General features: G+C 54.3%; 25 protein-coding genes. 3 read left to right on the top strand and 22 right to left on the bottom strand.

From position 1 onward, the window contains the following. Positions 1 to 4 precede the first annotated feature (4 nt). From QT230_RS14075 to QT230_RS14025, 11 genes are read right to left on the bottom strand one after another with little or no spacing between them, the layout of a single operon-like run. Positions 5 to 274: a flagellar biosynthetic protein FliQ gene (locus tag QT230_RS14075; RefSeq protein WP_308322543.1), complete on the bottom strand. Its 270-nt coding sequence runs from the start codon at positions 272 to 274 to the stop codon at positions 5 to 7. A gap of 2 nt (positions 275 to 276) precedes the next feature. Continuing rightward, complete coding sequence (sctR, locus tag QT230_RS14070; protein WP_308322541.1) at positions 277 to 933, bottom strand: type III secretion system export apparatus subunit SctR; 657 nt, start codon at positions 931 to 933, stop codon at positions 277 to 279. Continuing rightward, positions 926 to 2,014: a type III secretion system cytoplasmic ring protein SctQ gene (sctQ, locus tag QT230_RS14065; protein ID WP_308322539.1), complete on the bottom strand. Its 1,089-nt coding sequence runs from the start codon at positions 2,012 to 2,014 to the stop codon at positions 926 to 928. Before sctQ ends, sctR begins: the two co-directional genes overlap by 8 nt. Next, positions 2,014 to 2,490: a hypothetical protein gene (locus tag QT230_RS14060; protein WP_308322537.1), complete on the bottom strand. Its 477-nt coding sequence runs from the start codon at positions 2,488 to 2,490 to the stop codon at positions 2,014 to 2,016. Before QT230_RS14060 ends, sctQ begins: the two co-directional genes overlap by 1 nt. Beyond that, the gene (locus QT230_RS14055) at positions 2,487 to 3,827 is read right to left on the bottom strand and encodes a FliI/YscN family ATPase (protein ID WP_308322535.1); all 1,341 of its coding nucleotides are present in this window, start codon (positions 3,825 to 3,827) and stop codon (positions 2,487 to 2,489) included. The genes QT230_RS14060 and QT230_RS14055 overlap by 4 nt, the downstream gene beginning before the upstream one ends. After that, positions 3,827 to 4,414: a type III secretion system stator protein SctL gene (gene sctL, locus QT230_RS14050; RefSeq protein ID WP_308322534.1), complete on the bottom strand. Its 588-nt coding sequence runs from the start codon at positions 4,412 to 4,414 to the stop codon at positions 3,827 to 3,829. Before sctL ends, QT230_RS14055 begins: the two co-directional genes overlap by 1 nt. Beyond that, positions 4,411 to 5,061, bottom strand: coding sequence for a hypothetical protein (locus QT230_RS14045; protein ID WP_308322533.1), 651 nt, complete (start codon positions 5,059 to 5,061; stop codon positions 4,411 to 4,413). The genes sctL and QT230_RS14045 overlap by 4 nt, the downstream gene beginning before the upstream one ends. After that, positions 5,058 to 5,864 (bottom strand): type III secretion system inner membrane ring lipoprotein SctJ, encoded by an 807-nt coding sequence (sctJ, locus tag QT230_RS14040; RefSeq protein ID WP_308322532.1) that lies wholly within the window; start codon positions 5,862 to 5,864, stop codon positions 5,058 to 5,060. The genes QT230_RS14045 and sctJ overlap by 4 nt, the downstream gene beginning before the upstream one ends. Positions 5,865 to 5,867: 3 nt before the next feature. Continuing rightward, a complete protein-coding gene (locus tag QT230_RS14035) occupies positions 5,868 to 6,263 on the bottom strand; it encodes a hypothetical protein (RefSeq protein WP_308322531.1) in 396 nt (131 codons plus the stop codon). A gap of 49 nt (positions 6,264 to 6,312) precedes the next feature. Next, the gene (locus QT230_RS14030) at positions 6,313 to 6,498 is read right to left on the bottom strand and encodes a hypothetical protein (protein ID WP_308322530.1); all 186 of its coding nucleotides are present in this window, start codon (positions 6,496 to 6,498) and stop codon (positions 6,313 to 6,315) included. Between the two features lie 28 nt (positions 6,499 to 6,526). After that, complete coding sequence (locus tag QT230_RS14025; RefSeq protein ID WP_308322529.1) at positions 6,527 to 7,081, bottom strand: hypothetical protein; 555 nt, start codon at positions 7,079 to 7,081, stop codon at positions 6,527 to 6,529. Positions 7,082 to 7,287: 206 nt separating this feature from the next. Here QT230_RS14025 and QT230_RS14020 point away from each other — a divergent pair, with 206 nt between their 5' ends. After that, positions 7,288 to 8,067, top strand: a complete 780-nt coding sequence (locus QT230_RS14020; protein WP_308322528.1) for a tetratricopeptide repeat protein — start codon at positions 7,288 to 7,290, stop codon at positions 8,065 to 8,067. Between the two features lie 444 nt (positions 8,068 to 8,511). On the opposite strand, the gene QT230_RS14015 is transcribed toward QT230_RS14020, so the two are convergent. The 10 genes from QT230_RS14015 to QT230_RS13970 form a co-directional block, all read right to left on the bottom strand. Continuing rightward, on the bottom strand, positions 8,512 to 9,867 hold the full coding sequence (locus tag QT230_RS14015) for a type II and III secretion system protein family protein (RefSeq protein WP_308322527.1): 1,356 nt from the start codon (positions 9,865 to 9,867) through the stop codon (positions 8,512 to 8,514). Between the two features lie 39 nt (positions 9,868 to 9,906). Next, positions 9,907 to 12,075, bottom strand: a complete 2,169-nt coding sequence (gene sctV / locus QT230_RS14010) for a type III secretion system export apparatus subunit SctV (protein ID WP_308322526.1) — start codon at positions 12,073 to 12,075, stop codon at positions 9,907 to 9,909. Next, positions 12,072 to 12,407: a hypothetical protein gene (locus QT230_RS14005; RefSeq protein WP_308322525.1), complete on the bottom strand. Its 336-nt coding sequence runs from the start codon at positions 12,405 to 12,407 to the stop codon at positions 12,072 to 12,074. Before QT230_RS14005 ends, sctV begins: the two co-directional genes overlap by 4 nt. Then, a complete protein-coding gene (locus QT230_RS14000) occupies positions 12,404 to 12,802 on the bottom strand; it encodes a hypothetical protein (RefSeq protein WP_308322524.1) in 399 nt (132 codons plus the stop codon). The genes QT230_RS14005 and QT230_RS14000 overlap by 4 nt, the downstream gene beginning before the upstream one ends. Positions 12,803 to 12,811: 9 nt before the next feature. After that, positions 12,812 to 13,882 carry an FHA domain-containing protein gene (locus QT230_RS13995; protein ID WP_308322523.1) on the bottom strand — a complete coding sequence of 357 codons (1,071 nt, stop codon included), beginning with the start codon at positions 13,880 to 13,882 and terminating at the stop codon, positions 12,812 to 12,814. A gap of 149 nt (positions 13,883 to 14,031) precedes the next feature. Further along, on the bottom strand, positions 14,032 to 14,226 hold the full coding sequence (locus QT230_RS13990) for a hypothetical protein (RefSeq protein WP_308322522.1): 195 nt from the start codon (positions 14,224 to 14,226) through the stop codon (positions 14,032 to 14,034). 404 nt (positions 14,227 to 14,630) lie between these two features. Beyond that, on the bottom strand, positions 14,631 to 15,848 hold the full coding sequence (locus QT230_RS13985; RefSeq protein ID WP_308322521.1) for a hypothetical protein: 1,218 nt from the start codon (positions 15,846 to 15,848) through the stop codon (positions 14,631 to 14,633). Positions 15,849 to 15,943: 95 nt separating this feature from the next. Continuing rightward, positions 15,944 to 16,786 (bottom strand): AMP-binding protein, encoded by an 843-nt coding sequence (locus QT230_RS13980; RefSeq protein ID WP_308322520.1) that lies wholly within the window; start codon positions 16,784 to 16,786, stop codon positions 15,944 to 15,946. Between the two features lie 15 nt (positions 16,787 to 16,801). Next, positions 16,802 to 17,446 carry an AMP-binding protein gene (locus tag QT230_RS13975; RefSeq protein WP_308322519.1) on the bottom strand — a complete coding sequence of 215 codons (645 nt, stop codon included), beginning with the start codon at positions 17,444 to 17,446 and terminating at the stop codon, positions 16,802 to 16,804. Positions 17,447 to 18,184: 738 nt separating this feature from the next. After that, on the bottom strand, positions 18,185 to 18,694 hold the full coding sequence (locus QT230_RS13970) for an Lrp/AsnC family transcriptional regulator (RefSeq protein WP_308322517.1): 510 nt from the start codon (positions 18,692 to 18,694) through the stop codon (positions 18,185 to 18,187). Positions 18,695 to 18,955: 261 nt separating this feature from the next. Between QT230_RS13970 and QT230_RS13965 the strand changes: the two genes are divergently transcribed. Together QT230_RS13965 and mgtE are read left to right on the top strand one after the other, a co-directional pair. After that, entirely contained in the window at positions 18,956 to 19,972 is a 1,017-nt protein-coding gene (locus QT230_RS13965) for a 1-aminocyclopropane-1-carboxylate deaminase (RefSeq protein WP_308322516.1), read from the top strand. A 236-nt stretch (positions 19,973 to 20,208) separates the two neighbouring features. Beyond that, the gene (gene mgtE, locus QT230_RS13960; protein ID WP_308322515.1) at positions 20,209 to 21,564 is read left to right on the top strand and encodes a magnesium transporter; all 1,356 of its coding nucleotides are present in this window, start codon (positions 20,209 to 20,211) and stop codon (positions 21,562 to 21,564) included. Between the two features lie 20 nt (positions 21,565 to 21,584). Here mgtE and QT230_RS13955 read toward each other — a convergent pair whose 3' ends face one another. Continuing rightward, positions 21,585 to 22,709 (bottom strand): Gfo/Idh/MocA family oxidoreductase, encoded by a 1,125-nt coding sequence (locus QT230_RS13955; RefSeq protein WP_308322514.1) that lies wholly within the window; start codon positions 22,707 to 22,709, stop codon positions 21,585 to 21,587. Positions 22,710 to 22,734 lie beyond the last annotated feature (25 nt).

The following is a 22,734-nucleotide window of genomic DNA, read 5'->3' as shown; positions in this document are numbered from 1 at the left end:
TGGCTTAGCGCGTCCATGACGCGAAATTATTCAATATCTGATCCGTCAGATTGATCAGCTGCCCAGCCAGCAAAGGTCCCGCCAGAATCAGCACCAGCATTACCACGATCACTTTCACCGACTGCGGTAGCGACTGATCTTGGATCTGCGTCAGCGCCTGGAACAAGCCGATGCCAAAGCCGATCACAATCGCCGTCACAAGCGCCGGTGCCGATAGCAGTAACACTGTCCACAGGGCGTCGCTCATCAGCGACTGAAAAATACCTTCTGTCATCGCTACCCCCCATAGCTGAGGATCAGCCCGTGCATCAACCGGGACCAGCCGTCGACAGCGACAAACAGAAAGATCTTCAGAGGTACCGAGATCAAGGGGGGAGCCACCATCACCATTCCCATCGCCATCAAAACGTTAGCGACGATTAAGTCGACGACCAAGAACGGGATATAAATCAGGAACCCTATCTCGAAAGCACGCGTCAGTTCCGAAGTGACAAAGGCAGGAATTAACGTCACTAGGTCGTCATCTTTAACATTCTCCCGCGCTTGCTCCGACCAGATATTCTGAGTGGCATCCAGGAAGAAGGCTCGTTCACGCTCATTGGCATACTTCGATAGATACTCCTTTAGCGGCTCGCGCAAAACCTCGCCAGTCGCCTGGATCTCTTCCATGCTGCTCAATCCCGCTGAGCTATTCTCTAGCTGATAGAACATTTCCCCTACCAGCGGCGTGGTGATATAGACAGTCAACACCAAAGCAATGCCGTACAACAACAGGTTCGGCGGTGTCTGCTGAACCCCCAGCGCATTGCGAATGAGGAACAGTACCACGGCGATCTTGAGGAAAGAGGTCATGGTGACAACTGCCAGCGGCAGCAAGCCCAAGGACGCAACAAGGACAACGATCCCGATCAAATCGGGTTCGAACTCATTCATCGATAACCAGCCTCACGATCTGCACACCCAACCCATCGCCGACCTCCACCAAGCGCCCGCGCCCCATGGCCTTACCGTTGACCACCAAATCTACGGCCTCCTCCGATGGACGTGACAGGGGTAAAACGCTGCCCTGATCAAGCTCGCGAAGCTCGCCTAGCGAGAGCTCGAGACGACCAAACTCGCAGACCAATCGAACCGGCAGTCGATCCAGCGCTGTCTCATCCAAATGGGCTTGCGGAGTGCCGCCGGCATCCTTATGGGCCTCGTCAGGAGGGTGGGCCATATTGAAATCTCCTCGTGTAAGAACATGAAACGGGGACCGCAATTGCATACCGTCCCGATGTGCGGCCACTTCAGCCATTAGGGTGCCACCGATCTCCGCCGTCTCCGGGCCAGGCCTGTCGAGCATGACCACGTCCCCCAGGTTCAGGCCACGCAGCTCGGCAAGGGTTATCGTCTGGCATCCAGCAACCCACTGCAGTGGCCAGACCACGGCCGAACACGCCTTGGGCGCCACCGGGCAATGGGCATCGAGCAGGGGATGTAGCGCTAAGGCAGACGATGGGGATAGCGACAGCGAGAGCCAGCCACGCTGCTCTTCGCTCTCTAACCGCAGGGCAAGGCGTACTGGCAGATCTCCTGGTTTATCAACAACATGACTATTAAAGCGAATCGTGCTCCCCAGTCGCGCTTCTAAGGGCTCGAGCCATTCGAGTAGCGCATACTCCAGCCATAAAGCGCGCACTTCAGGCGTGCAATCCTGCAATGACCGGCGTAGCGATAGAGGTGCAACCAGCATCGCCAGCGCCGCAGAGTCGAGAGTCAACCTCGCCGGCTCCTCACCCAGGACGATTCCAATCGTTATCGTGCCCACGCCGGGAGGTGCCCCAGGATCCAGAAGCCAACGCAATGGGGTCCCCCCTAGCGACATGGCTAGAGGAACCCGCGGACGGCTCATAACATTCAATATCGTCACGGTATCCGTCGGCAGGCGGGGCAAGCGTGGTGAAATCAGTTTATCTGGGATAGCCTCTTCCAACGTTTTTTTGCTGTTAAGAAACGCCTCTCCACTCATCATCAACGCGCACCTCGCGGCACAGCATCCTCGGCTTCCAGTTCGGCATGCGCTTCATCGCGGAAGCGTTCAGCGTCGTGCCGCCTTGCCACCAGCTTTCCCAGGGCACGTTCACTCCGCATCCGACGCACCCACTCGGCAGCAAGTCGGTCACGCTCGGTCAATTGTCGGGACTGCTCCTGCTCGGCCTCATGACGGACCTCCTCCAGAACTGCTTGACGGCGATAATGCACATTGATGCCTTGGCGCATGTCCTCAAACGCGGTCTTCGATAGCACATTCTCTCCAGAGGAGTCGAACCACGCCTGCTCTTGATGATCGAAGGCACGGCGTTGCTCAGCGAGCGTGGTATCGAGCGCCTCTAGGTTCTCCGCATCGGTTTGACAGCGGCGCCTCTGCTCTGCCAGGGCGTATTCAGCCCGGCGCAAGCGACTCTCCCGTAGCGCTCGTAGCTTCTCAAGTTGTTGGCGTTCGTTCATGACAAAATCTCGCTCAAGCGTTGCAGGGTATCCTCCAGCCCACTAATCTCATTGCTGGACTGGCGTAGAAAAGCCTCTATGACGGCGTGCTTGTCCACGGCCTCGTCAGTAAGGGCATCTTGTCCCCGTTGGTATTCACCCACCTGGATCAAGAGTTCGACATCCTGATAACGCGCCAGAAGATCTCGCAGTCGACCGGCGTCACGGCGATGGTTTTCGCTGGCCACTGCGTCCATCAGACGGCTGCGGCTGGCCAGCACATCGATAGCCGGGAAGTGATCGCGGCGGGCCAGATCGGCGCTCAACACTATATGCCCGTCGAGAATCGCCCGAGTCTCTTCAGCCACGGGGTCGAGAGTCCCGTCCCCCTCGGTGAGCACAGTGTACAAAGCGGTTATGCTGCCGCGCGCGCCCGGCCCGGAGCGCTCTAGTAAACGCGGTAAGGCTGCAAAGAACGAGGGCGGAAAGCCCCGACGCGTCGGCGGCTCTCCCGCAGCCAGACCGATCTCGCGCTGCGCGCGAGCGAAGCGAGTGATACTATCGACCAACAGCAAGACATCGCGCCCTTGGTCACGAAAATACTCTGCCACACTGGTGGCGACCATCGCTGACCGAACACGCTCTATAGCAGGCCGATCCGAGGTAGCCACTACGCACACCGTGCGTCGGCGGGCCTCAGCATCCAGTTGCACTTCCAGCAACTCGCGCACCTCGCGTCCCCGCTCGCCGACCAATCCCAAAACAATGACATCGGCTTCACTACCACGCACGATGGCGGAGATAAGCGACGACTTGCCCACTCCGGGTTCGCCAAAGATCCCTATGCGCTGACCACGCGCAACGGTGAGCGGGCCATCGATGGCACGAATTCCTAAAGCCAGCGGATGCTTTATTAACTGTCTTGACAGTGGCGCAGGCGGCGCAGCGTGAACCGGGTAGTCACTCAAGGCGCCGGTGGGTGGCTTTGGTGCTCCGTCGATGAAGTCACCGAGCGGGCTGACGACACGCCCAAGCAGTGCTTCACCGACGGGCACACTCTGCGGAGCACCGGTGACGATCACTTCGGTCCGGGTCGACATCCCGAACAGATCGCCGATAGGCGAGAGGATGGCATCTTCGGCCTCAAATCCGATGACCTCTGCGGGCACGCTTCGACCACTAATCGGATCGCGTAAATAGCACAACTCGCCGATGCCGGTACCGTCGACGCTAGCATGCACCAATTGACCAAGGATACGCCGCACCCGGCCACGTACTGGCCTTAATTCAGCCTGGGCGGCGCGCTCAGAGAGACGCGGCAATAGAGTGTCAAAATCAATGTCAGGGCCTTGCGCCATCACGTTCTCCCTGCATCATGGTCGAACAGCGCCTCACGCAACACCTTCAGTTGTGCGTCCACTCCCACGTCGACCACTGCCACAGGGCTGACTAGCAGACACTGCCTCGCATCCAGTTGGGCATCACCCTCCACATGACAATCCAGGGAGCCGTCTCTCTCCGCCAATATAGCCTCAACTTGGGCAACCATATCCGGCGCAACGCGCACCGTTACCGCCATGTCATGGCGATATTCGTCGAGCGCTTGACGCACGCAATAACCGATCAACTCGGCATCATCGAACTCACCCAGTATGCGTCGCACCATCTGCAAACAAAGGTCGGCCATCGATTGATCCAGCCCCGCCAAATACGTTTTCACGTGTTGCGTCGTTCGCGTCAGCAGCTCTGCAGCCTGTGTCTCCCCAGCCTGCCGACCTTCTTCAAAGCCCTCTAAGTAGGCCTTCTCTGAAGTGCGGCGGGCCTCATCCGCGATGCCGTCGGCTTGCCGTCGTACTTGTTCGAGAAAGGCGTAACCGTCGATCCAGGCAGCGGCCTCCGCTGCCTTCAGAATAGTTTTTCCCGGATACGGCGGTAACTCGTTCACTCTGTCTCCTCCACGACGTGTTCAATCATGAACGCCGACGCACGACGCACGATGTCAGGCCCATGTTCATGCACCTCCTCACTGGGCTCGGCGTCAGCTCGACAAGGGTTTCCCAACACGCCTAGACGCAGCCAATCAGTAACCCCGGCCGACTGCCTCGCCATCCAAGCAGCAAGACAGGCGGAGCCATCGCGTTTCACGGCATGCTCCAAAGCATCGTCATCGGCATATTTATGACGGTGAAGCGCCACGTCGCGATTACTCAACGCAGCTCTGTACGGCAGCTCGCCGAAGCGCTGCTTAAGCTCGACAACGCGAGTTGCGCGAATTTCGTGTACGAACGCCCTGGCGTGGCAAATCATGCCGCAGTAGCGCACCAGATCCTCACCGGCTTCGGGCGGCAACTTGAATAGCACCAAATCGTTCACCTCTGGCACAGGTAACGCTTCGGGCGGCAACAAGCCATGCCGGCGCGCTAACTGTTCTCCCAGGCGCTGTTGGAAGCGTGGATGTCGCGCCAAGGCTGCCTGGGTAGTATCGTCGGCCACGCTTTCCAGTTCGGCGCATAGCCATTTCAGGGCGACATACTGCGTCGGTTCCTCAATAAACGCTTGCCATGGGGCAAACTGCTCACTATCAGTCGTCATGGCGGTGTTTCCTTCAAGTCATAGGTGCCACGTTGCCGCTTCCGCCAGAGCAGCCAACCCAGAGCACCTGACAATCCCAGGACGAGCGCCAACAATATGCTGAAGAGCCAAACAGCGCGCGTCACGCTGGAGGCCGGCATGGCGATACCAAGAAACGAGTGCAAAGGTGCCTGTGCCTCGCCGACCGGCACCTCGAGGGTGATCGCGGCGACCGGAACCACCGAGACGCTTTCGTAATCAAGCCCCGAGATGCCATTGGCAACCAGCGTCTTGATCCTTGGGATCATGGGATCGATCTCGAGAGAGGGCGAATGGCGGATAAATACCGAAGCCGACGACGGCGTACTGTTCTTTTCCAGCAGATCGTTGTCGGACAGAACGACATGCACTCGAGCTGAGAGCACTCCGTCGATTTGCGATACCGTATGGGAGAGCTCTTCGCTGAGGGCATAGATCATCTTCGCGCGCTCCTGTACCGGCGAGGACACCAAACTATTGCTTTCAAAGACTTCATTAAGATTAGAAAACGTCTGTCCCGGGAGACCCAGGCGATCAAGAACACTGATCGCCTCCGAAAAATGATCCTCGTCGATGGTGACAGTCATACCACCTTCTTCCTGAACCACCCGATTTGCTGGTATACCATGCCGCGCTAGGCTCGCTACCATAACATTGGCTTCACGCTCGCTAAGATCGGTGTAGAGCTCCGTGTCACATGCCTGAAGCAAAAGCGACATAGCCACGACCGCCAGAAGCCGCACGGCATTCAGCCAGGGTCCCGTCATGCGTTGATTGGAAAGCAAGTGTCACTGTCCTCGTAGCAGGGTTTTGCAAGCGCCGGACATTTGAGAAGCACAAGACGACATCAGCTTCGTCAAGGTCGCGTGATCGAACATGGTGGAGAATGATTCGAGCATGCGGTCAAACTGCATATCCTCTAGCCCACCTTCTCCCGCCACATCTTCGCCGCCAGAGGGGCGCATGGCATCACTGTCCTGCAACTTGTTGGAGAAGTTCTGCACCTTGTCGAGAGGACCCTCCAGTGAATTCAAAATACTGGTGCCCAACTCGGCAGGGGTGGTCGCCTGCAGCGTCACCCCAGATTGCTGCGCCATGTGTTCGAATAGGTTCTGCGCCGCCAGCGCCTCTGTGCCGCCCCCGCCAGGAGGGGTCGCAGCGCCTATCGTCGTTGTAGGAATCATAATCTAGGCTCCTTCGCTGGTATTTTTGACCGAATTATCGGCCACTCGCTCAGCCTTCTTCTTTAAGCATATCGCTTGCATAGCCCATCAAATGCGACACGGCCAATGAGCTCACGGCCTCACCGACAATCTCGGTGACCTTGGCATTCTCAACAGCCTCGTCAAAGTTCTTTTGCTGATCGAGCCCCAGTCCCTCATTGCCATTCGGGGCGTTCACTCCGTCTACCGTTGCCATATCTACTTCCTCCCATTCGGGTTGCTCATCATTCGGCAGTCTGCGTGGTAATACTGCCTCGAAATACCGTCACTCCACCACCGCTGCTGGGCGCCGGCTGACGCAAGCGCTCGACGCGCTGCGCCACATCGTCGACCCAGGCTTTCATACCCCATACTTGTAACGTATCACCACCATTCACAAGCCTGGATCGCATAGGGTCGCCAATACTTGAGCCTTCAATATCCTCCATCAATCGCTGGCTATCGATGTCAGTCAGCTCGAATGATTGCTGTGTCATTTCTTCCCGCGTGGCAACATGCAACACACCACCATCGAAGAACCACGCTAGATCATTGGCGGCACACACCTGTTCGAGAAACCCCCTGGCAGTCTCGGCTTTTATATCCCCACGAACATCACCTTCGACCCGCTGAGAAACCTCCATAGGGAGTGCGAGATTCCTGCCAAACTCCTTCAACACATCTTGAACATCTTGCTCGACAATCAAATAGCGATATTCGTGCTCCATCCATTCAGCGGCCCCATTCGACTCGTCAGCCGCCCACGTTACGGCAGGCAATAGCAGCATGACGTAGACCATAAAAAGTCCACCTTTAATGCATGGCAATATGGGTAATAGCTGACGCTTGGTAGGCTCTCTAGCCAGCCTTAAAAACATACAAAACCTGCACATCACGCGACCTCGGCCCCAGTTGACGAGCTCCAGGTTCGGTGGCTCAATACTCTTAAACATAGAGCACCCACTTTTTTCTACCATGCGCCACAAGGCGTATCATGGAGCGTCCAATGTCGATGCGATACTGCATACGCCTTCCCACCCTGTTGTCCTGCTCGTTGCTAGTTGCCTGCGCGACCACGACTGAGCAAGCCGAAGAGTCTCGATTATTGTCTTTGGCCGATGACATCGCTGCCCAAGGTGACTATGCCACCGCAACCACTCTCTATGAGCGTGCAGCCGAGCTATCGAATGAAGACGTCGATATCAACGTCCGCCTCGGCGACGCGCGACTCGCTAGCGGCGACCTGCAGGGAGCCTTGCGTTCGTATCGGGCCGCACTGGAAAAGAACATCGACGCCCCAACGGCCCTGCTCGGTCTTGGATCGACCCAACTTCGGCTCGACAAGGTCGAAAGCGCGTTGCGCAACCTACGCAAGGCAGCACCGGCACTCGACACACCCACTGCCTGGAGCCGCTTGGGCGCCGCTCAGGCTTTGCTGGGCAAGAGCGAAACCGCAGTCTCTTCCTTTTCGCGCGCAGCAGACCTGTCACCAAACGTACCCGACGCACAGACCAACTTGGCGCTGGCCCAGTCCTTGGCTGGACAGCACGACGCTGCAGTAGCCCAAATACGCGATGTCGCATCTTCCCCTCTGGCCGAGGATCGCCATTTCCATAGTCTGATTCTGATTCTGGTATTAGCTGGCGATACCCAACTGGCAGAAACGATCGAAATTCCCGATATGCCAGCAACACAGCGCCAATCACTAATCGAACAAGCCCAGCAGATTCGTGTCTTGCCCGACACTGGCGAACAGGCTCGTGCCATCGGGCTCGCCGGATATTAATGAGGCGACAGCTACATATCGCTCGTCGTGGCATGGCTGCCCCCTCCCCTCGCCTCTTCCTTCAGTCGTTGTCGCCGCCGCTGACTGTGCTCGCGATCAGAGAGCCGCTCCCGAGCCGCTCGGGCCAACGGCTCCGCACTCGACGGGCCCATGTCTCGTCCGTGCAGCAGATCCCGCGGCCGTTCAACCATGAACTGCAGATTAAGATCGTTCGCACATCCTGGAGGTAGGGTCACGATTCCAGTCTTTGTGGCCGGCAAATGACAGAGATGAGGAGCAAGCAAAAGCCCCTCTTCGGTATTATCGTCGACGCCAGTCGCTTGGTAGCCCGTATCCCAAGACATCGGTCCCATTGATGAAGAACACCCTCCCAGCAACAGGAGCAGAGGCACTAGCCGCCAAATAGCCTGATACTTTATCGTTATCATCACGTGCTCCTCGCTCTTACTGTAGATAGAAGCCGAAGGGATCGTCCCGCATCGTCTGCCGGGGGAGGGCTTCGCCATTAATCTGCAATTGGCCGTTATCAGCCCGCCCTTGAGCCAACGGCGTACGTAATGGTTGAGTCACTGGCTCGACAATATAAGGAGTGATCAGAATAACGAGTTCGGTCTCATTGCGCTGAAAACGACGTGACCGAAACAGATTTCCAAGGATCGGCAGGTCACCCAATACAGGCACCCGCTCAATGGCGTTGGAGGCATCACGCTGGAATAGCCCGGCGATAGCAAAGGTCTGACCACTTGCCACTTCAACCACGGTATCCGCGCGGCGCACCTGCAACCCCGGCACGCTAGTGCCACCGATCTCGACACCGCTGCTTGTCAAGCTGCTGACCTCCGGTCGTACCTCTAACGATATGCGTTCGTTAGGCAACAGGACCGGCGTAAACATTAGCGATACCCCGAACTGCTTATACTCAATGCCGACCAGTTCATTGCCGACCGGTACCGGAATGGGGATTTCCCCCCCAGCCAGAAAGCTGGCGGTTTCGCCGGTAACAGCAGTAATGTTGGGCTCCGCGAGAATCTGCAGCAGGTTGTTCTGCTGCAACGCCTGGAGTAGACCATCGACGCCATCCACTCCGCTGCCCACGGTGCCAAACGAGGCATTGGCCATGGAACCTGGGAGAACACCCACTGAGAGTGAACCGTTGTTGATCAGAGCGCTCCAACTGACGCCATACTCCAACAACTCCTCACGGGCCACCTCGGCAAAACGAACGCGCAGATTAATCTGAGTGGCACCCTCGTAGGTGGAGTTATTCAGCGCCGCGCCCTCTCCCGGCGCCTGGCGATCAAGTGTGGCTTGAGTGACAAGGGCACCTTTGACACTCTGATTTTTTCCTTCGGCCACCAACTGGTTACCAGCCATCCGCAGATGAATCGGCGTGTCAGCATCGGCGGCGTGTAAAGCCCGATTAGCTCCCTGAGCGCTATCACTGACCTCTAGGCGTATGGAGGCTTCGGTACTGTCGTCAGGGCCAAGCGCGATGAGGTTGGTATCACCATACTGCTTGCCGAATAAATAAATAACACCTGGTGACACCACCTGAACATCGGCAACCTCCGGGTTAGCAACGAACACAGAAGCCACATCCTGGCCGAACCGTAAAATGCGCCCTTGCCCAACCTCCAGACTGAGAGCACGCTCACCGGATTGGGCCTGCGCATGACCACTCATCATCGTCAACATCAACAGTAGCATCAGAGGCGTCAGAACGTGGACCATCACACCTCGGTTAAGACCTTGGGACATCGCTCTAGAACCGAGCGTTGTCATGTACAGTGCTGCCTTCACAGGTTGGCTCCATGCTGAAATATATTGTTATCGATTTTTTCACTCATCCGAGGTGCCAGCCGTCTGATTGGCGTCTCGCGGGGATGGTGCCGGTATTTTTACCTGCGCCAGCACATGCAGATTGAATTCCGAGGCGACTTCCTGCCACGCAATGACCGGTAGGTCCAGTTGGTAGCGATTGGCCCATTGTTGCAACACCGGACGAATATCACTGGACGTAATGATCACCGGTGCCACATCTGCATCAAGCTCGCCCAAACGTTGTTGGAACCAACCGTTCAGCGACCGTGACAAGCGTATCGGCAGGCCCCCGTTGCGAGTACCGCCACCAGAACTCCGCAGCGAGGTCCGAACCACCTCCTCTAGCTGGCGTGTAATCACCCAGGCTGGCAGCACCCTGTCAGCCCGTGCGTAGCGATGGCATATCTGGCGTGCCAGAGCGGCACGAATCCGTTCCACTAGGCGTACTACGTTTTGCTCCTGCCCTCCCCATGTCACCATCGCCTCAAGGATGGTGCGCAGAGCACGAAGGGGCACGCCATCTTCCACTAGTCGACGTAACACGTCAGACATCTTTTGCAACGACACTACTCTTATCGCTTCACCGACCAGCTCCGCATAATCCCGCTCCATGCGCGACAATAAAGCCCGAGTTTCTTGAATGCCGATGAACTCTCCTGCGTAGCGCCCCAGCACTCGCTCCAAACAGTCACAAAGAACTCGTTCGACCGTCCGGTAACCAATGCTCGACTCCTCAAGACGCGCTAGCTCATTACCGTCTACCCAAAGGCCCGGCGCACGGCCACTTAACGGCGGATGCTCATGGTACTCGACATCCAGCAATTTCAGATGGATAGGGTCGTCGTCAAGCAATACTCGCCCAGCGGGTATGTCGCCTTCTAGAACCGGCACTTCATCGAGTTCGATGCTAATATGTTGCGCCTGCATTGTCGGCAATACCCGTACGCCGACATCCGGTATCTCGACGCCGAGCTCCAGACCCACACGCTGTCGAGTAGCGTTCAGCAAGCCGCGCAGCTCGTCGAGCGATAAAGCGTCTCCCAGGGCGGTATCCAGCGAGACCACCAGACGATACCCTGCCGTCGAAAAAGCCTCTTCTGCTAGCGGATCCGGCACTGAGTCCGCTGACATGGAGGGCGCTGATATCGCTTCATCGGCGTCACTGACTACTTCAACAGCCTCTTCTCCGTCGCTCTCATCAAGCCTAGCTTGGCGCCGAACGTACCATGCCGCCACACCGAGGCCAGCAGCCAGTACTAAAAACACGGTAGTGGCGAATCCAGGAATAAAGGCGGCAAAAAAGAGGACAGCGGCAGTTAATTCCAACGCCCGCGCGTTATTGCCCAACTGTGCAATGATCTCACTGCCGAGATCACCAGCCTGATCAGAATTAACCCGTGTCACCACGGTACCAGCGCCGACTGCAATGAGCAGCGCCGGGATCTGAGCAATGAGCCCATCGCCGACAGTTAGCAGCGAATAGGTGTTCACAGCCTCACCGAATGCCATGTCACGCTTGAGCATTCCAATCAGCAGACCCCCGATCAAGTTGACGCATAGAATCACCAAACTCGCGATAGCATCACCCTTAACGAACTTCATGGCACCATCCATGGAGCCATACAACTGACTTTCGCGCTCCAAGCGCTGACGACGAGCACGCGCTTCTCCCGCATCGATGTCGCCGTTGCGCAGATCATTGTCAATACTCATCTGCTTACCAGGCATGGCATCCAGTATGAAGCGGGCAGCCACTTCGGCGACTCGCTCAGCGCCTTTAGTGATGACCAAGAACTGGGCTATGGTGATGATCAGGAAAACCACGAGACCAATCACTACCTCGCCAGCGATAACGAAGTTGCCGAAGGCAGACACCATCTGACCGGCATACCCCTCTAGCAAGATTAAGCGCGTGGTGCTAATTGACAGTGCCAAGCGAAACAGTGTTGCCAATAGAATGATCGGAGGCAGCGACGAATAGTCGACAGGGTGGGAAATATAGAAGGCGACAATCAGTATCAGCAGACTAAAACCAATATTGATACCAATCAGAGCATCCACTAGGGCGGTCGGCAGCGGAATAATCATCATGACGACCGCCAGCACAATGAAGCTGGCGATCACCACATCGCTGCGCTGCGCTGCACGCTGAGCGATGGCATTGAGTCGAGTTAACAGACCGTTCATCTATCCTCCCGACGTTGCAGATAGTCTTGAAAACACCGTCGCGCATCATCGTGTCTCCCATCGATCCATAGCACCCGGCTCTGCAGCAACGACAGAATTGGTGTCTGCCCTTCAACGTATTCAAGACGTTCGATCGCATTTAGCGCACGCGGGACATCGCCGTTAACGATAAAGGCTTGAATAAGGGTGTGAAGAATACCGGTATGCGCTGGCACTATGTGCGAGGCTAGCAGCAATAACACCAGCCCACGCTTACGGTCACCGCTTTTCACGTACAGGTGCCCCAGCATGTGTAACAACTCAGCGGCATGGCGGTCGCTGTCGTCAGTCACGTCGCACTCTCCTCGGCGCGACGCGCCTCCCATTCCTGACGCAGGGCAATCTCTTCGTGAATCAACTGGGAAGCAAGCTCGGTGGCATCGCCTTCAGCCTCAAGCCTGGGCAAGACGTTATCCACCACGTGCTGCAGCAACTCAATGCTCCGCTCACCGCTGTATAGGGATGGGTCCCCGACTGCGGGCGTCGATTCTCGCTCCACGCGATTACTTAAAGAGTCACCTCCCTCGCGTCGCACCCGAGTATTATCCAACGCACGGTCAAAGCCAGTTTGACCTCCCGAATCAACGGGTCGGTCAGCATTGATATCACCAGGACGCGTCCTCACCTCCACCGGCTCATCATGCCGTGGATTTTCGGTGGCGCTAGCGCGATCAGGTGTAATTCTCATTAACTCGTCCTACAGCGTCAGAAAAAACTGTTCGTCGCCGCGGCGCAAAGTGACCTGTTCGTCGCCGATGGCGGCAAGCACCCAGCCTTCCGGCAAAGACGCCCCTGGGTACAATCGCTCACCCTTGGCACCAATGACATAAGGGTTATCACCCAGCCAAACTGCCTGAAAACGGAAAGCGGGCTGGTCAGAAGCTAGGCTCAATTTGGCATTGCTAACCAACACTTGGCTGCTGCCGTAACGCTGATCGAACCAGCGCTGCACTCCCTGCCAGTCTTCATGCCGCTCAGGCGCGAATTCACCCGACACCACCAGATGGTTGCCAGCATCGCGCACCTGCAACCCACCAAGATCGGCCTGTTGCAATTGATTCTCTAAGGCCTCAGCAGGCGTCTCGTGCTGTTCGGTTATCAGGGCCGTCTCTACTACTTGAGGATACAAGGTAGCGGTCGAGTTCAGAGCTTCGGCAGAAATATTAGCGCCCGCTTCGTCAACTCCCACTAGCTGATAAGCGCCAGCGATACCGAGAACTGTGCAAAGCGCAGTTAACACGGCCCCACGACCTACACGCTCGCCTCCGGAAGAGTAGCGTCTTCGCGACAACAGCTTATGCGGCAGCGAGTTACGTGCGGCGCGCAGTGCTGGCTCAACGGCCTCGTAAGCCAACCGCATGACGGGAGCCAAGGAGGTCTCAGGGCGCGACAACCGCAACTGGGCGCCCCCTATATCAAGCGTTGTAGGCAAATCAATTCGCCGGCCGGTGCCTTGCGTAAGCGTTTCACCGCCGATCACAACTTCCCCACCGACTGCTTCAACTGCCACCATCCGAGCATGAAACCGTAGGATGACATGCTCCGCAGCGACACCCTCATCGCAGAGCATCACATCCGCCGGCTCCTCAGCACCGATACGACAAACAGCTTGTTCCAGGGACACAGCCACGCCCTGGTGAACACCTTCAGTCACTTGAAGCGTCGAATAAACGCCCGCGGACGGAGTGAATAACGAACCTATGGATGTCTTGAAAGAACCTATGGATGTCTTGAAAGAACCTATGGATGTCGTGAAAGAAGAGGCCATGAGCATATACCTATCAATAAACCTCCCACCTGCCGCTACAAATCACTTTTGACGGTCGGTAAGAGGGAAATAAAATCGCTGAGGCTTCAAAAGCTTCATCAACAGCCAGCGACGGCACATACCGCCGCTGACCGATATGCTGGCAATCCTCAGTTGTTTGGACGAGAGGACTTGGCAGTATCAACCTCCGTATTACCTTCCGTTTTAGCCTTACTCACTTCCATGGACTTTTGAGCAGCTTCTTCGAAAACCTGCTTCAGTTGGCCAACATCAATGCCACCGCCGCCGTCGCCACCAGTAGGAGTAACACCGCTCTCTTTCTTCGGCTTATCAAATGTAAACATTACCATTTCTCCTTTTAATCATGTTCTGCCTCCGATGGAGACAGAAGGCATCATAGCCTTCAAAGCGTTTCTAAAAAGTTACAAACCTAACTCAAAGCTAGCGAGCTGTGAGCCAGCCCCATATCGATCAAATGAATCCAATTGGAGTATATTGATCATTTTTTGCAAGAGAAAAAAGTCTTGCACAATGAGACTATCTTAAAGGTAGCTTAAGTTTCAGAGAACGCAAGACTCAAATACGCTAAATGGATATAAGAATTATGAGCCTCGGTTGGCAATACTAAGCTCTGGTTTTGCGTGCATCGGCAAGATAATACGAGTCAGCAGACAGAAACTTTCCCTTCACTACTGTCTAGTAGTCGCCCTTGGGCGATCAAGCTGCGCTGGCCATGAGTTGACATATGTTAGCTGTCCCAAATCGCACCATAAGCTGGAATACCTAACGTTTCCATGTCATGCACGACTCGGCGCGTTAGCTTCTGATTCGAAATCACGATGACAGCTTCAGCGTCGCTCTCCCGCACAGCTTGTAGCGCAAGTTTTGACAGATCGGGCTTACCCCACTCGTCCGTGTTCCAGATCAAGGGCTTCTCTGTATGAGCCTCAATCTCATCGACCAGCGTGTCGCCATAAGTTTTGCGAGGAGAGCGAGTTGACCAGATCAACCGACAAGGCACCTGCCTTGCCAGGAGGTGCGGCAAAATGGGACCGATACCAGATCCCGTGCCAACGTATACGACACGATTGAACAAGACTTCAATCCGCGCGACCCCCGAAGTCGTTATGCCTTTGACCCAGACTTTCTGAGGAGGGTTGTCAATGAAACGAGCAGTCCAATCGCCCGAGCGACTTATTGCAAACCTATACCCCTCATGCCCTGGGGTTGGGATGTTTGCAAAAGAGTGATATTCACCAAACGGAGTTCGGCTAATAGCGTTGGAGCTTCCTGGAAATGGCGTGTCCCCATAGTCAAAATGCGCCAGCGCGACATGAGTCGAAGGCTTTAAAACATGTACATCAACCCGCTTCAGCGTAAGCCATGGTGAGATGACTGATAATGTGACCAGACACAGAACCCAGAAGGAAAACGTTTGAATCAAGTTTTCGCCCATGTCGTGCATTATTGATACATTATGAGCCCAAAATAGACCTAGAACAGCCCAGCCAACAAAGCGATGAATTTTTTCAAAACCATTATGAAATTTCGCCCGAACTGGACCAATAGCCGAAACAATCATCAATAACATCAGTCCGACCATGACAGCGCTGATACCCAGCGTCAGACCCGAAAGAGTAGATTTATCGTTCAGTTGGCTCTGAAACATCCCCCACAGCAAAAAGCCAAACCAAGTGGTTCCCACCACTGTGCCGCCATAGTGCAGCCCGCCAAAATGGAATACTTTCCCTGCGCGCCAGCGTATCCATAGCGGCCACGAAGTTGGAATTCTTATAGCCAACCAAAACAGTGCATTTACTACACGCTGCTGCCGTATCAGTATACCCAAACTTATATTAGCAAGTGCCATATTAGCGATATTCTGAAAAGCATACCTTTCCCCAGTAAACCACCATCCATGCTGCAACCCCATGATAAAAATGATTAAGTTAAGAAGCATAATCATTATAATCAGCCTGCGATACTCTATTAACACAGGGTGCCTTGTGTAGTAACGCCAGCTCTGGCTTACCAGTCGAATGTCAGTCATCTTGGCTATCATTATGCGTACTCCGCGCTTAAACTTTTAAGATATGCTTGCGCAATCTTCATCAGCGCTCTCTTATCGAGCTTACCTCTCGACGTATGAGGAAACGTGTCCATCGGCAGCACAGCGGCTGGCACACAATAATAGGGAAGCTTTGAAGCTACAGCGCCTGTCGCTGCAGCGAGGTCAACCGACGATGCAGGAGTGACGAAACTGACCAAAGTGCGGTCATCATATTTTAGGGTAGCCGCTTGCAGACAGCCTTCTACCCCTTCCAAGACATTGGATACTGCATCTAGCTCTACCCGAAAGCCACGAATCTTCACTTGATCATCGACACGCCCAAAATGCTCTAGCTCTCCGTCATCAGTCCACCGCCCCAGATCACGAGTGCGGAACATCATGTGGCCCGGACGAAAAGGATCAGGAAGGTAACGCTCGGTCGTCAGGAGCTCATTACCTAAGTAACCCATGGTTACGCAATCACCACCCGCCCATATTTCCCCTTTTACACCTATCGGTTGAGGATGAAGATTTTCATCTAATATATATATTGTGTTGTTAGGTGTTGGTCGCCCTATCGAAAGTACTTGTTTTTCAGGCCAATGTTCCTCAGCAGTATTGATAATTGTGGTTTCAGTTGGTCCACAAGAGTTATAGAAACGGCAGAAAGAGGACCACCTATCAGCTAGCGGCCGAGGACAGGATTCGCCAGCAACTGCAACGACTTTGACTTGACGGCAGCGTTCTGAGTCCAGAGAAGCAAGAATGGACGGAGTCGCGATAAGCACATCAACCGATTCAGCAGTCTCCTGAATCGAATTCCCCCGAATAACCAGAGTTGCACCGTTCGACAACGCCCCCAAAACTTCTCACGCAGCCATATCGAATGCAATCGAGAGAACTTGCCCAACTCTCCTCCCAGGCCCCATATCCAGGTTGTCCGGTGCCGGACTGTCCATCATGCTGTTGATAAAGATGAGACTTTGATGCTGGGAAGCGGCCACTTTAGGAGCCATTGTACTTAGCGTTAGGATAACTTTCGCACTGGAGATCTTGGCTATATGGCTGAGCATCTCCGACGGGGCTACTCCAACATGCTGAGGAACATAGGCTGCACCCACTCGCATCGCCGCAACGATCCCTACTAACATTGAAAAAGATCGGCGCAGATACAAACAAACCACATCACCCCGCCGCACCCCATGGCTGTAAAGAATTAAAGCCAGCTTGTTTGCTGCCGCATCTAACTGGCTATAGGTCAGATACTTTCCCTGATATTCGGCGGCGACAGCCTTTGGCCGAATAGCTATTTGATAATTGATTGCCTCAACGAGGGTCTGGAAACGAGGGTTAATAGAAGGCCCCCAACCAAAATTTTTAAATCGCTGCTGATCTATAGGGCTTAGAGTAGTCAAAAGGCTTTTCATGCTCGGCATGTCGTCAAAAACAGTACCTGGAAATTTTGAAACCAGCTCTTCTGGATCATCCTTTCTAGTCTCGAGGGTATTTTTCATATTGTTCTCCTGAAACATGGAATATTTAGAAAATTTTCAAAAGCAATTTTTCCATCCACTATCTGCCACCCACCTTCTCCGCGACACTTATACGGCAATCAACCTGCCTGACACCTCCTGCATTTATCTATCGATATTTGCTTACCAAGCGCGAAAATCAGATTTGATGGTCGATGAGAAAGCAAAAACCTGAACCGAACTCAGTTATCCTGATGAGCGACTAATGGCAGGGATACATCAACGCCATTGCTAACCGCCATAAAGGCAGCATTAAGTTATTGAAACGAAATGACTTGGCGGTATTCACCTCTGAACCTCACACGCTTTCATAGTTTTGTTACCCGTTCTTGTCGAGAACCTTCAACTGGGGTCAATATCGCCATCGCGGCTGACATCAAAGCTTTCAGCACTGGTTTATTCTTTAGCTTCACCAGTGAAAACATTGCCACCACTCCTCTTTATGTATCCCATGCCCCGAGTGAGGAAGAAGCTCAACCTACAAAGTATCTTGTTAGTGATCCATCCAAAATGATCAATTGAATCAATTTAGACACTTTTGATCATATCAGTGCTCAAAAAAATACCAAATGGATCTTAGTTATTAAATGTAACTGAAGCATTAGCCAGTGCAGGGCTCAATGCAAAGATAAGAGCGAGCGCAATAGAACTGGCGGCTGAAATCTGCGTGCAATATCCATCAGATCAGGTCGCCGAGCTGAAAGCTCGATTTCCAAAAGACTAAACCACCACCTTATGAGTCGAGACCACCTGACGCAGCCCCATAAATGAGCGGATCTGGCGCACGCCGGGTAGGTAGAGCAACTGTTCGGCGTGTAGCTTGTTGAAGCTTTGGCTGTCCCGGGTGCGCACCAGCATAAAGTAGTCAAACTCCCCCGTAACCACGTGGCACTCCATACAGCCGGATACCTTTTGTGCCGCTTCTTCAAAGGCGGCGAAGGATTCCGGCGTCGAGCGATCCAGCACCACGCCAATCAACACCACCATGCCCGCCTGGAGCTGCTCCGGGTCTAAATGCGCCACGACACGGCTGATCACACCGTCCCGTTTAAGCTTTTCAACCCTTCGCAAACAGGCCGCTGGACTCAAGTTCACCTGCTCGGCCAGTGCCACATTGGAGAGCGTGGCGTCGTCCTGAAGCAGTTTGAGAATACGTCGATCCGTCCGGTCTAGTTCAACCGCCTGCTTATCAGGCTCAGCGCCTGAACGGGGAGTTTTTGAACGCACCATTATTTACCTTATTGATACTTACACACCATTTAAAACTACATAAAGCATTTAATATCAACTCTTGTTGCTTTAACACGTCTAATTTTGCAACACAAAAATCTTAGCTAGCACTTAGTATAAATAGCAGAGCGCGCCCGCTGTTCACACAGAGCTTTTCACACAAATCTGTTCACAAAAAGCTGTTCACAAAAACCTTTCACATCCCACTCGCCAAGCGAGCTTTCTATTTCGCACTGAAACGCTTAAAAGCTGGAGCCTGTTATGAACCTAGAACGTTTCTCACGCTACCCTCTTACCTTTGGCCCCTCTCCTATCACGCCACTCAAACGTCTAAGCGAACATCTCGGCGGTGAGGTGGAGCTCTACGCCAAGCGCGAAGACTGTAACAGTGGTCTGGCCTTTGGCGGTAATAAGACCCGCAAGCTGGAATACCTAATCCCCGAAGCGCTGGAAAAGGGCTGCGATACGCTGGTATCGATTGGCGGCATTCAGTCTAACCAGACCCGCCAGGTTGCCGCCGTTGCCGCTCATTTGGGCATGCAGTGCGTGCTGGTGCAGGAGAACTGGGTCAACTACTCCGACGCGGTGTATGACCGGGTGGGCAATATCGAGATGTCACGCATTATGGGCGCCGATGTGCGCCTGGACGACGCGGGGTTTGATATTGGCATTCGCCCCAGTTGGGAGCAGGCCATGGAGGATGTGCGTCAGCGCGGCGGCAAGCCCTTCCCGATCCCGGCGGGTTGTTCCGAGCACCCTTACGGCGGTTTAGGCTTTGTTGGCTTTGCCGAAGAGGTGCGTCAGCAGGAGAAAGAGCTGGGCTTTACATTCGACTATATCGTGGTGTGTTCCGTCACCGGCAGCACCCAGGCAGGCATGGTGGTGGGATTTGCCGCTGATGGCCGCGCTCAGCGAGTCATCGGCATCGACGCTTCTGCCAAGCCCGAACAAACCCGTGAGCAAATTCTGCGTATTGCCCGCAACACCGCAGAACTGGTAGAGCTGGAAGGCGGTATCGGCGATGGCGATGTAATACTGGATACCCGTTACGGCGGCCCGGAATACGGCCTACCCAACGAAGGCACACTGGAAGCCATTCGCCTGTGCGCCCGCCTGGAAGGGGTACTCACGGACCCGGTTTATGAAGGCAAATCCATGCACGGCATGATTGATAAGGTGCGCAACGGCGAATTCCCCGCGGGCTCAAAAGTACTTTACGCCCACCTAGGTGGCGTACCAGCGTTGAATGCCTATAGCTTCCTGTTTCGTAATGGTTAAGCCAGCCCAGTAGCTGACGTTAACTTCGGTCAGGCGGTCAACTCTCCTCAAGCCCGTTTCCAAGGCTGCAGTCAGTCGTGCATAACGTGCCAATCAGCCCATCTTGCTAATTAAGCCAATACTTTCACAGCCCGTCTTCATGGCTTTCAACTAAGCCTGTCGATAAAATCTAAAGTGAGCCATCAAGAGCTTTCACGTGATTGGATTGAAATTTAATTTCCCAGAGGATGGACTCTATGCGCGATGATGAAAAATATACCAACACCGAGGAGCAGTTACTCTATCTTCAAAAACTGTTAGATGAAGAAGATACCCCTGCCCTAAAAGAGCTATTCACCGAGCTCGATGCTCTAGAAACTGCGCGCACACTTGAGTCTTTTCCCGCTAAAACCCGCGACCTCATTTGGGAGCACATTCCAGAAGCATTAATCGGCGAGGTATTAGCCGAAGTTGATGAAGATATCCGTGCCGACTACATCGAAGACCTGTCCGCCAGCGATGTGGAGCAGATTGTTAAGGGCCTGGATGCTCAAGAAGTTGCTGAAGTACTGGATGTTGCTGACGAAGCTATCAAAACCAGCGTTTACGCCAGTCTGGATCATGAAATTCGCGCCCAGGTCGAAAATCTTCATGCCTATGAAGATGATGTGGTGGGGCGTTACATGGACCCCGAGACGGTCAATGTAAAACAGGGCGTTTCGTTAGAAGCCGTGCAACGCTACATTCGTATCCATCACCTGCTCGACGATGAATCCCAGCAGATTATGGTGACTGATAAGGATAAACGTTTGCTCGGTACCTTGACGCTGATTGATTTAATCAAGCAGCCGCAAGACGCCGTGGTTGACGAGTATATGGATGATTTTTTTACCCTAAATGATCAAATGAAAGTCAGTGATGCGGCGGCGTTACTGCGCTCTAAAGAGCTCCACTTTGTGCCTGTATGCGATAGCGATGGTTTATTGGTGGGCCAACTGAATTCCGCCGACGTCTTAGAGATCACACAAGATGATGCTGACATGACGTTAAAGCACATGTCGGGCGTCAGTGACGAAGAAGAAGTTTTCACCCCCATTTTGCGTAGCGCCAAAAGCCGCGGCATTTGGTTGGGCATCAACTTGTTGACCGCCTTTTTGGCAGCCTTTGTGATCGGACAGTTTGAAGCCGTGCTGGATCAAATTGTAGCATTAGCGATCCTGATGCCTGTCGTCGCCAGCATGGGAGGAATCGCAGGAAGTCAGACCCTAACGGTCGTTATACGCGGCCTAGCGCTAGGCCAGCTCGCGGGTAACAATAAACAGTGGCTTTACAATAAAGAGCTATGGGTAGGGATGAGCAACGGCTTGGTATGGGCGCTCGTGGTCGGCTTTATTTCCTATCTTTGGTTTGGAGATCCTTTAATCACGTTAGTAATAACGCTGGCCATCTTTCTCAACATGAGCCTTGCCAACTTATCAGGCGTGCTGATTCCACTGGTGTTGAAAAGATTTCAGATTGATCCAGCGCTATCCGGCGCGGTGATTTTAACCACGGTCACCGATGTGGTCGGCTTTTTATCCTTTTTGGGACTCGCGACGCTGATTATTTTATAAATACATAGGCTAGATAACCGTCACAACACCTCCTCCCACTGCCCCGTCTGATCTGACCTTTCTATGGCATCGATCAGTCGATTAACCCGCGCGGCTTCGCGGAAATCGGGATAGAGGGGGCGGTGGTTGATGATGCCCTCCACCAGGTCGCGCACCTCGATAATTTTCTGATCGTTATAGCCCAGACCGTGCCCTGGCGCGGGGCTGAACGCGGCATAGTCGGGGTGTTCCGGGCCTGCTAACAGAGTAGTGAACCCACGCCTGCCGTGGGTATCGCCATGGCGATATAGCTGCAGCTCGCTCATGCGCTCTTGATCAAACACAATGGCGCCTTTGGTGCCCGTTAGCGTGTAGGCCAGCCCCATTTTGCGGCCAGCGGCCACCCGAGACGTCTCGATATTACCAATTAACCCCTGATCAAAGCGCAGCATGGCCTGGGCCTGGTCGTCGTTTTCTACCGCCGCCATACCGCTGCCGTCGGCATTGGGCCGATTGGGGATGACGGTCTGTAGCTGGCCGCATACCTCGGTAATACGCTGTCCGGTTAAAAACTCGGCCATATTGAGAATATGCGATCCCACATCGCCTAGCGCGCCAGCACCCGCTGTTGCCCGCTGTGTATGCCAGTCGTGGGGCTTTTGGGGGTCGAGCAGGTAATCCTCGTTGTGTCGCCCACGAAAGTGAATCAATTCACCTATTTCACCGCTGGCGACAATTTCACGAGCCAATTGGGTGGCTGAATTGCGAATGTAGTTAAAGCCCACCAGGGTTTTGACACCCGCCTTTTCAGCCGCAGCGACCATCTCGTCGGCGCCTGCCGTGCTCAACGCCAGCGGTTTTTCAGCATAAACATGCTTGCCCGCAGCAATGGCGGCCAGCGCCATCTCTTTATGCAGGAAGTTAGGCGCGCAGATATCCACCACGTCCACGTCACTGTCGGCCACCAGGGCGCGCCAGTCATCGGTGGCCCGGGCAAATCCCCAGGCACGTGCTCGGCTCTCCGCAGTAGCAAGGTTAACGTCCGCCAGCAGTTCGCAAACGGGCTTGGCGGACAGTTCAAAAACACTGGATGCTGCATTAAAGGCAATGGCGTGAGCTTTGCCCATAAAACCGGTGCCGATTAGGCCAATCTTGAGGGTTTTCATTATGGTTATCCCTGTTCTAAAACAA

The sequence above is a fragment of the Halomonas sp. SpR8 genome, assembly GCF_031010195.1.
In the GTDB taxonomy this organism is placed as follows: Bacteria; Pseudomonadota; Gammaproteobacteria; order Pseudomonadales; family Halomonadaceae; genus Vreelandella.
The sequence above is the reverse complement of the archived record's forward strand: the minus strand, read 5'-3'. Positions and strand labels throughout refer to the sequence as shown.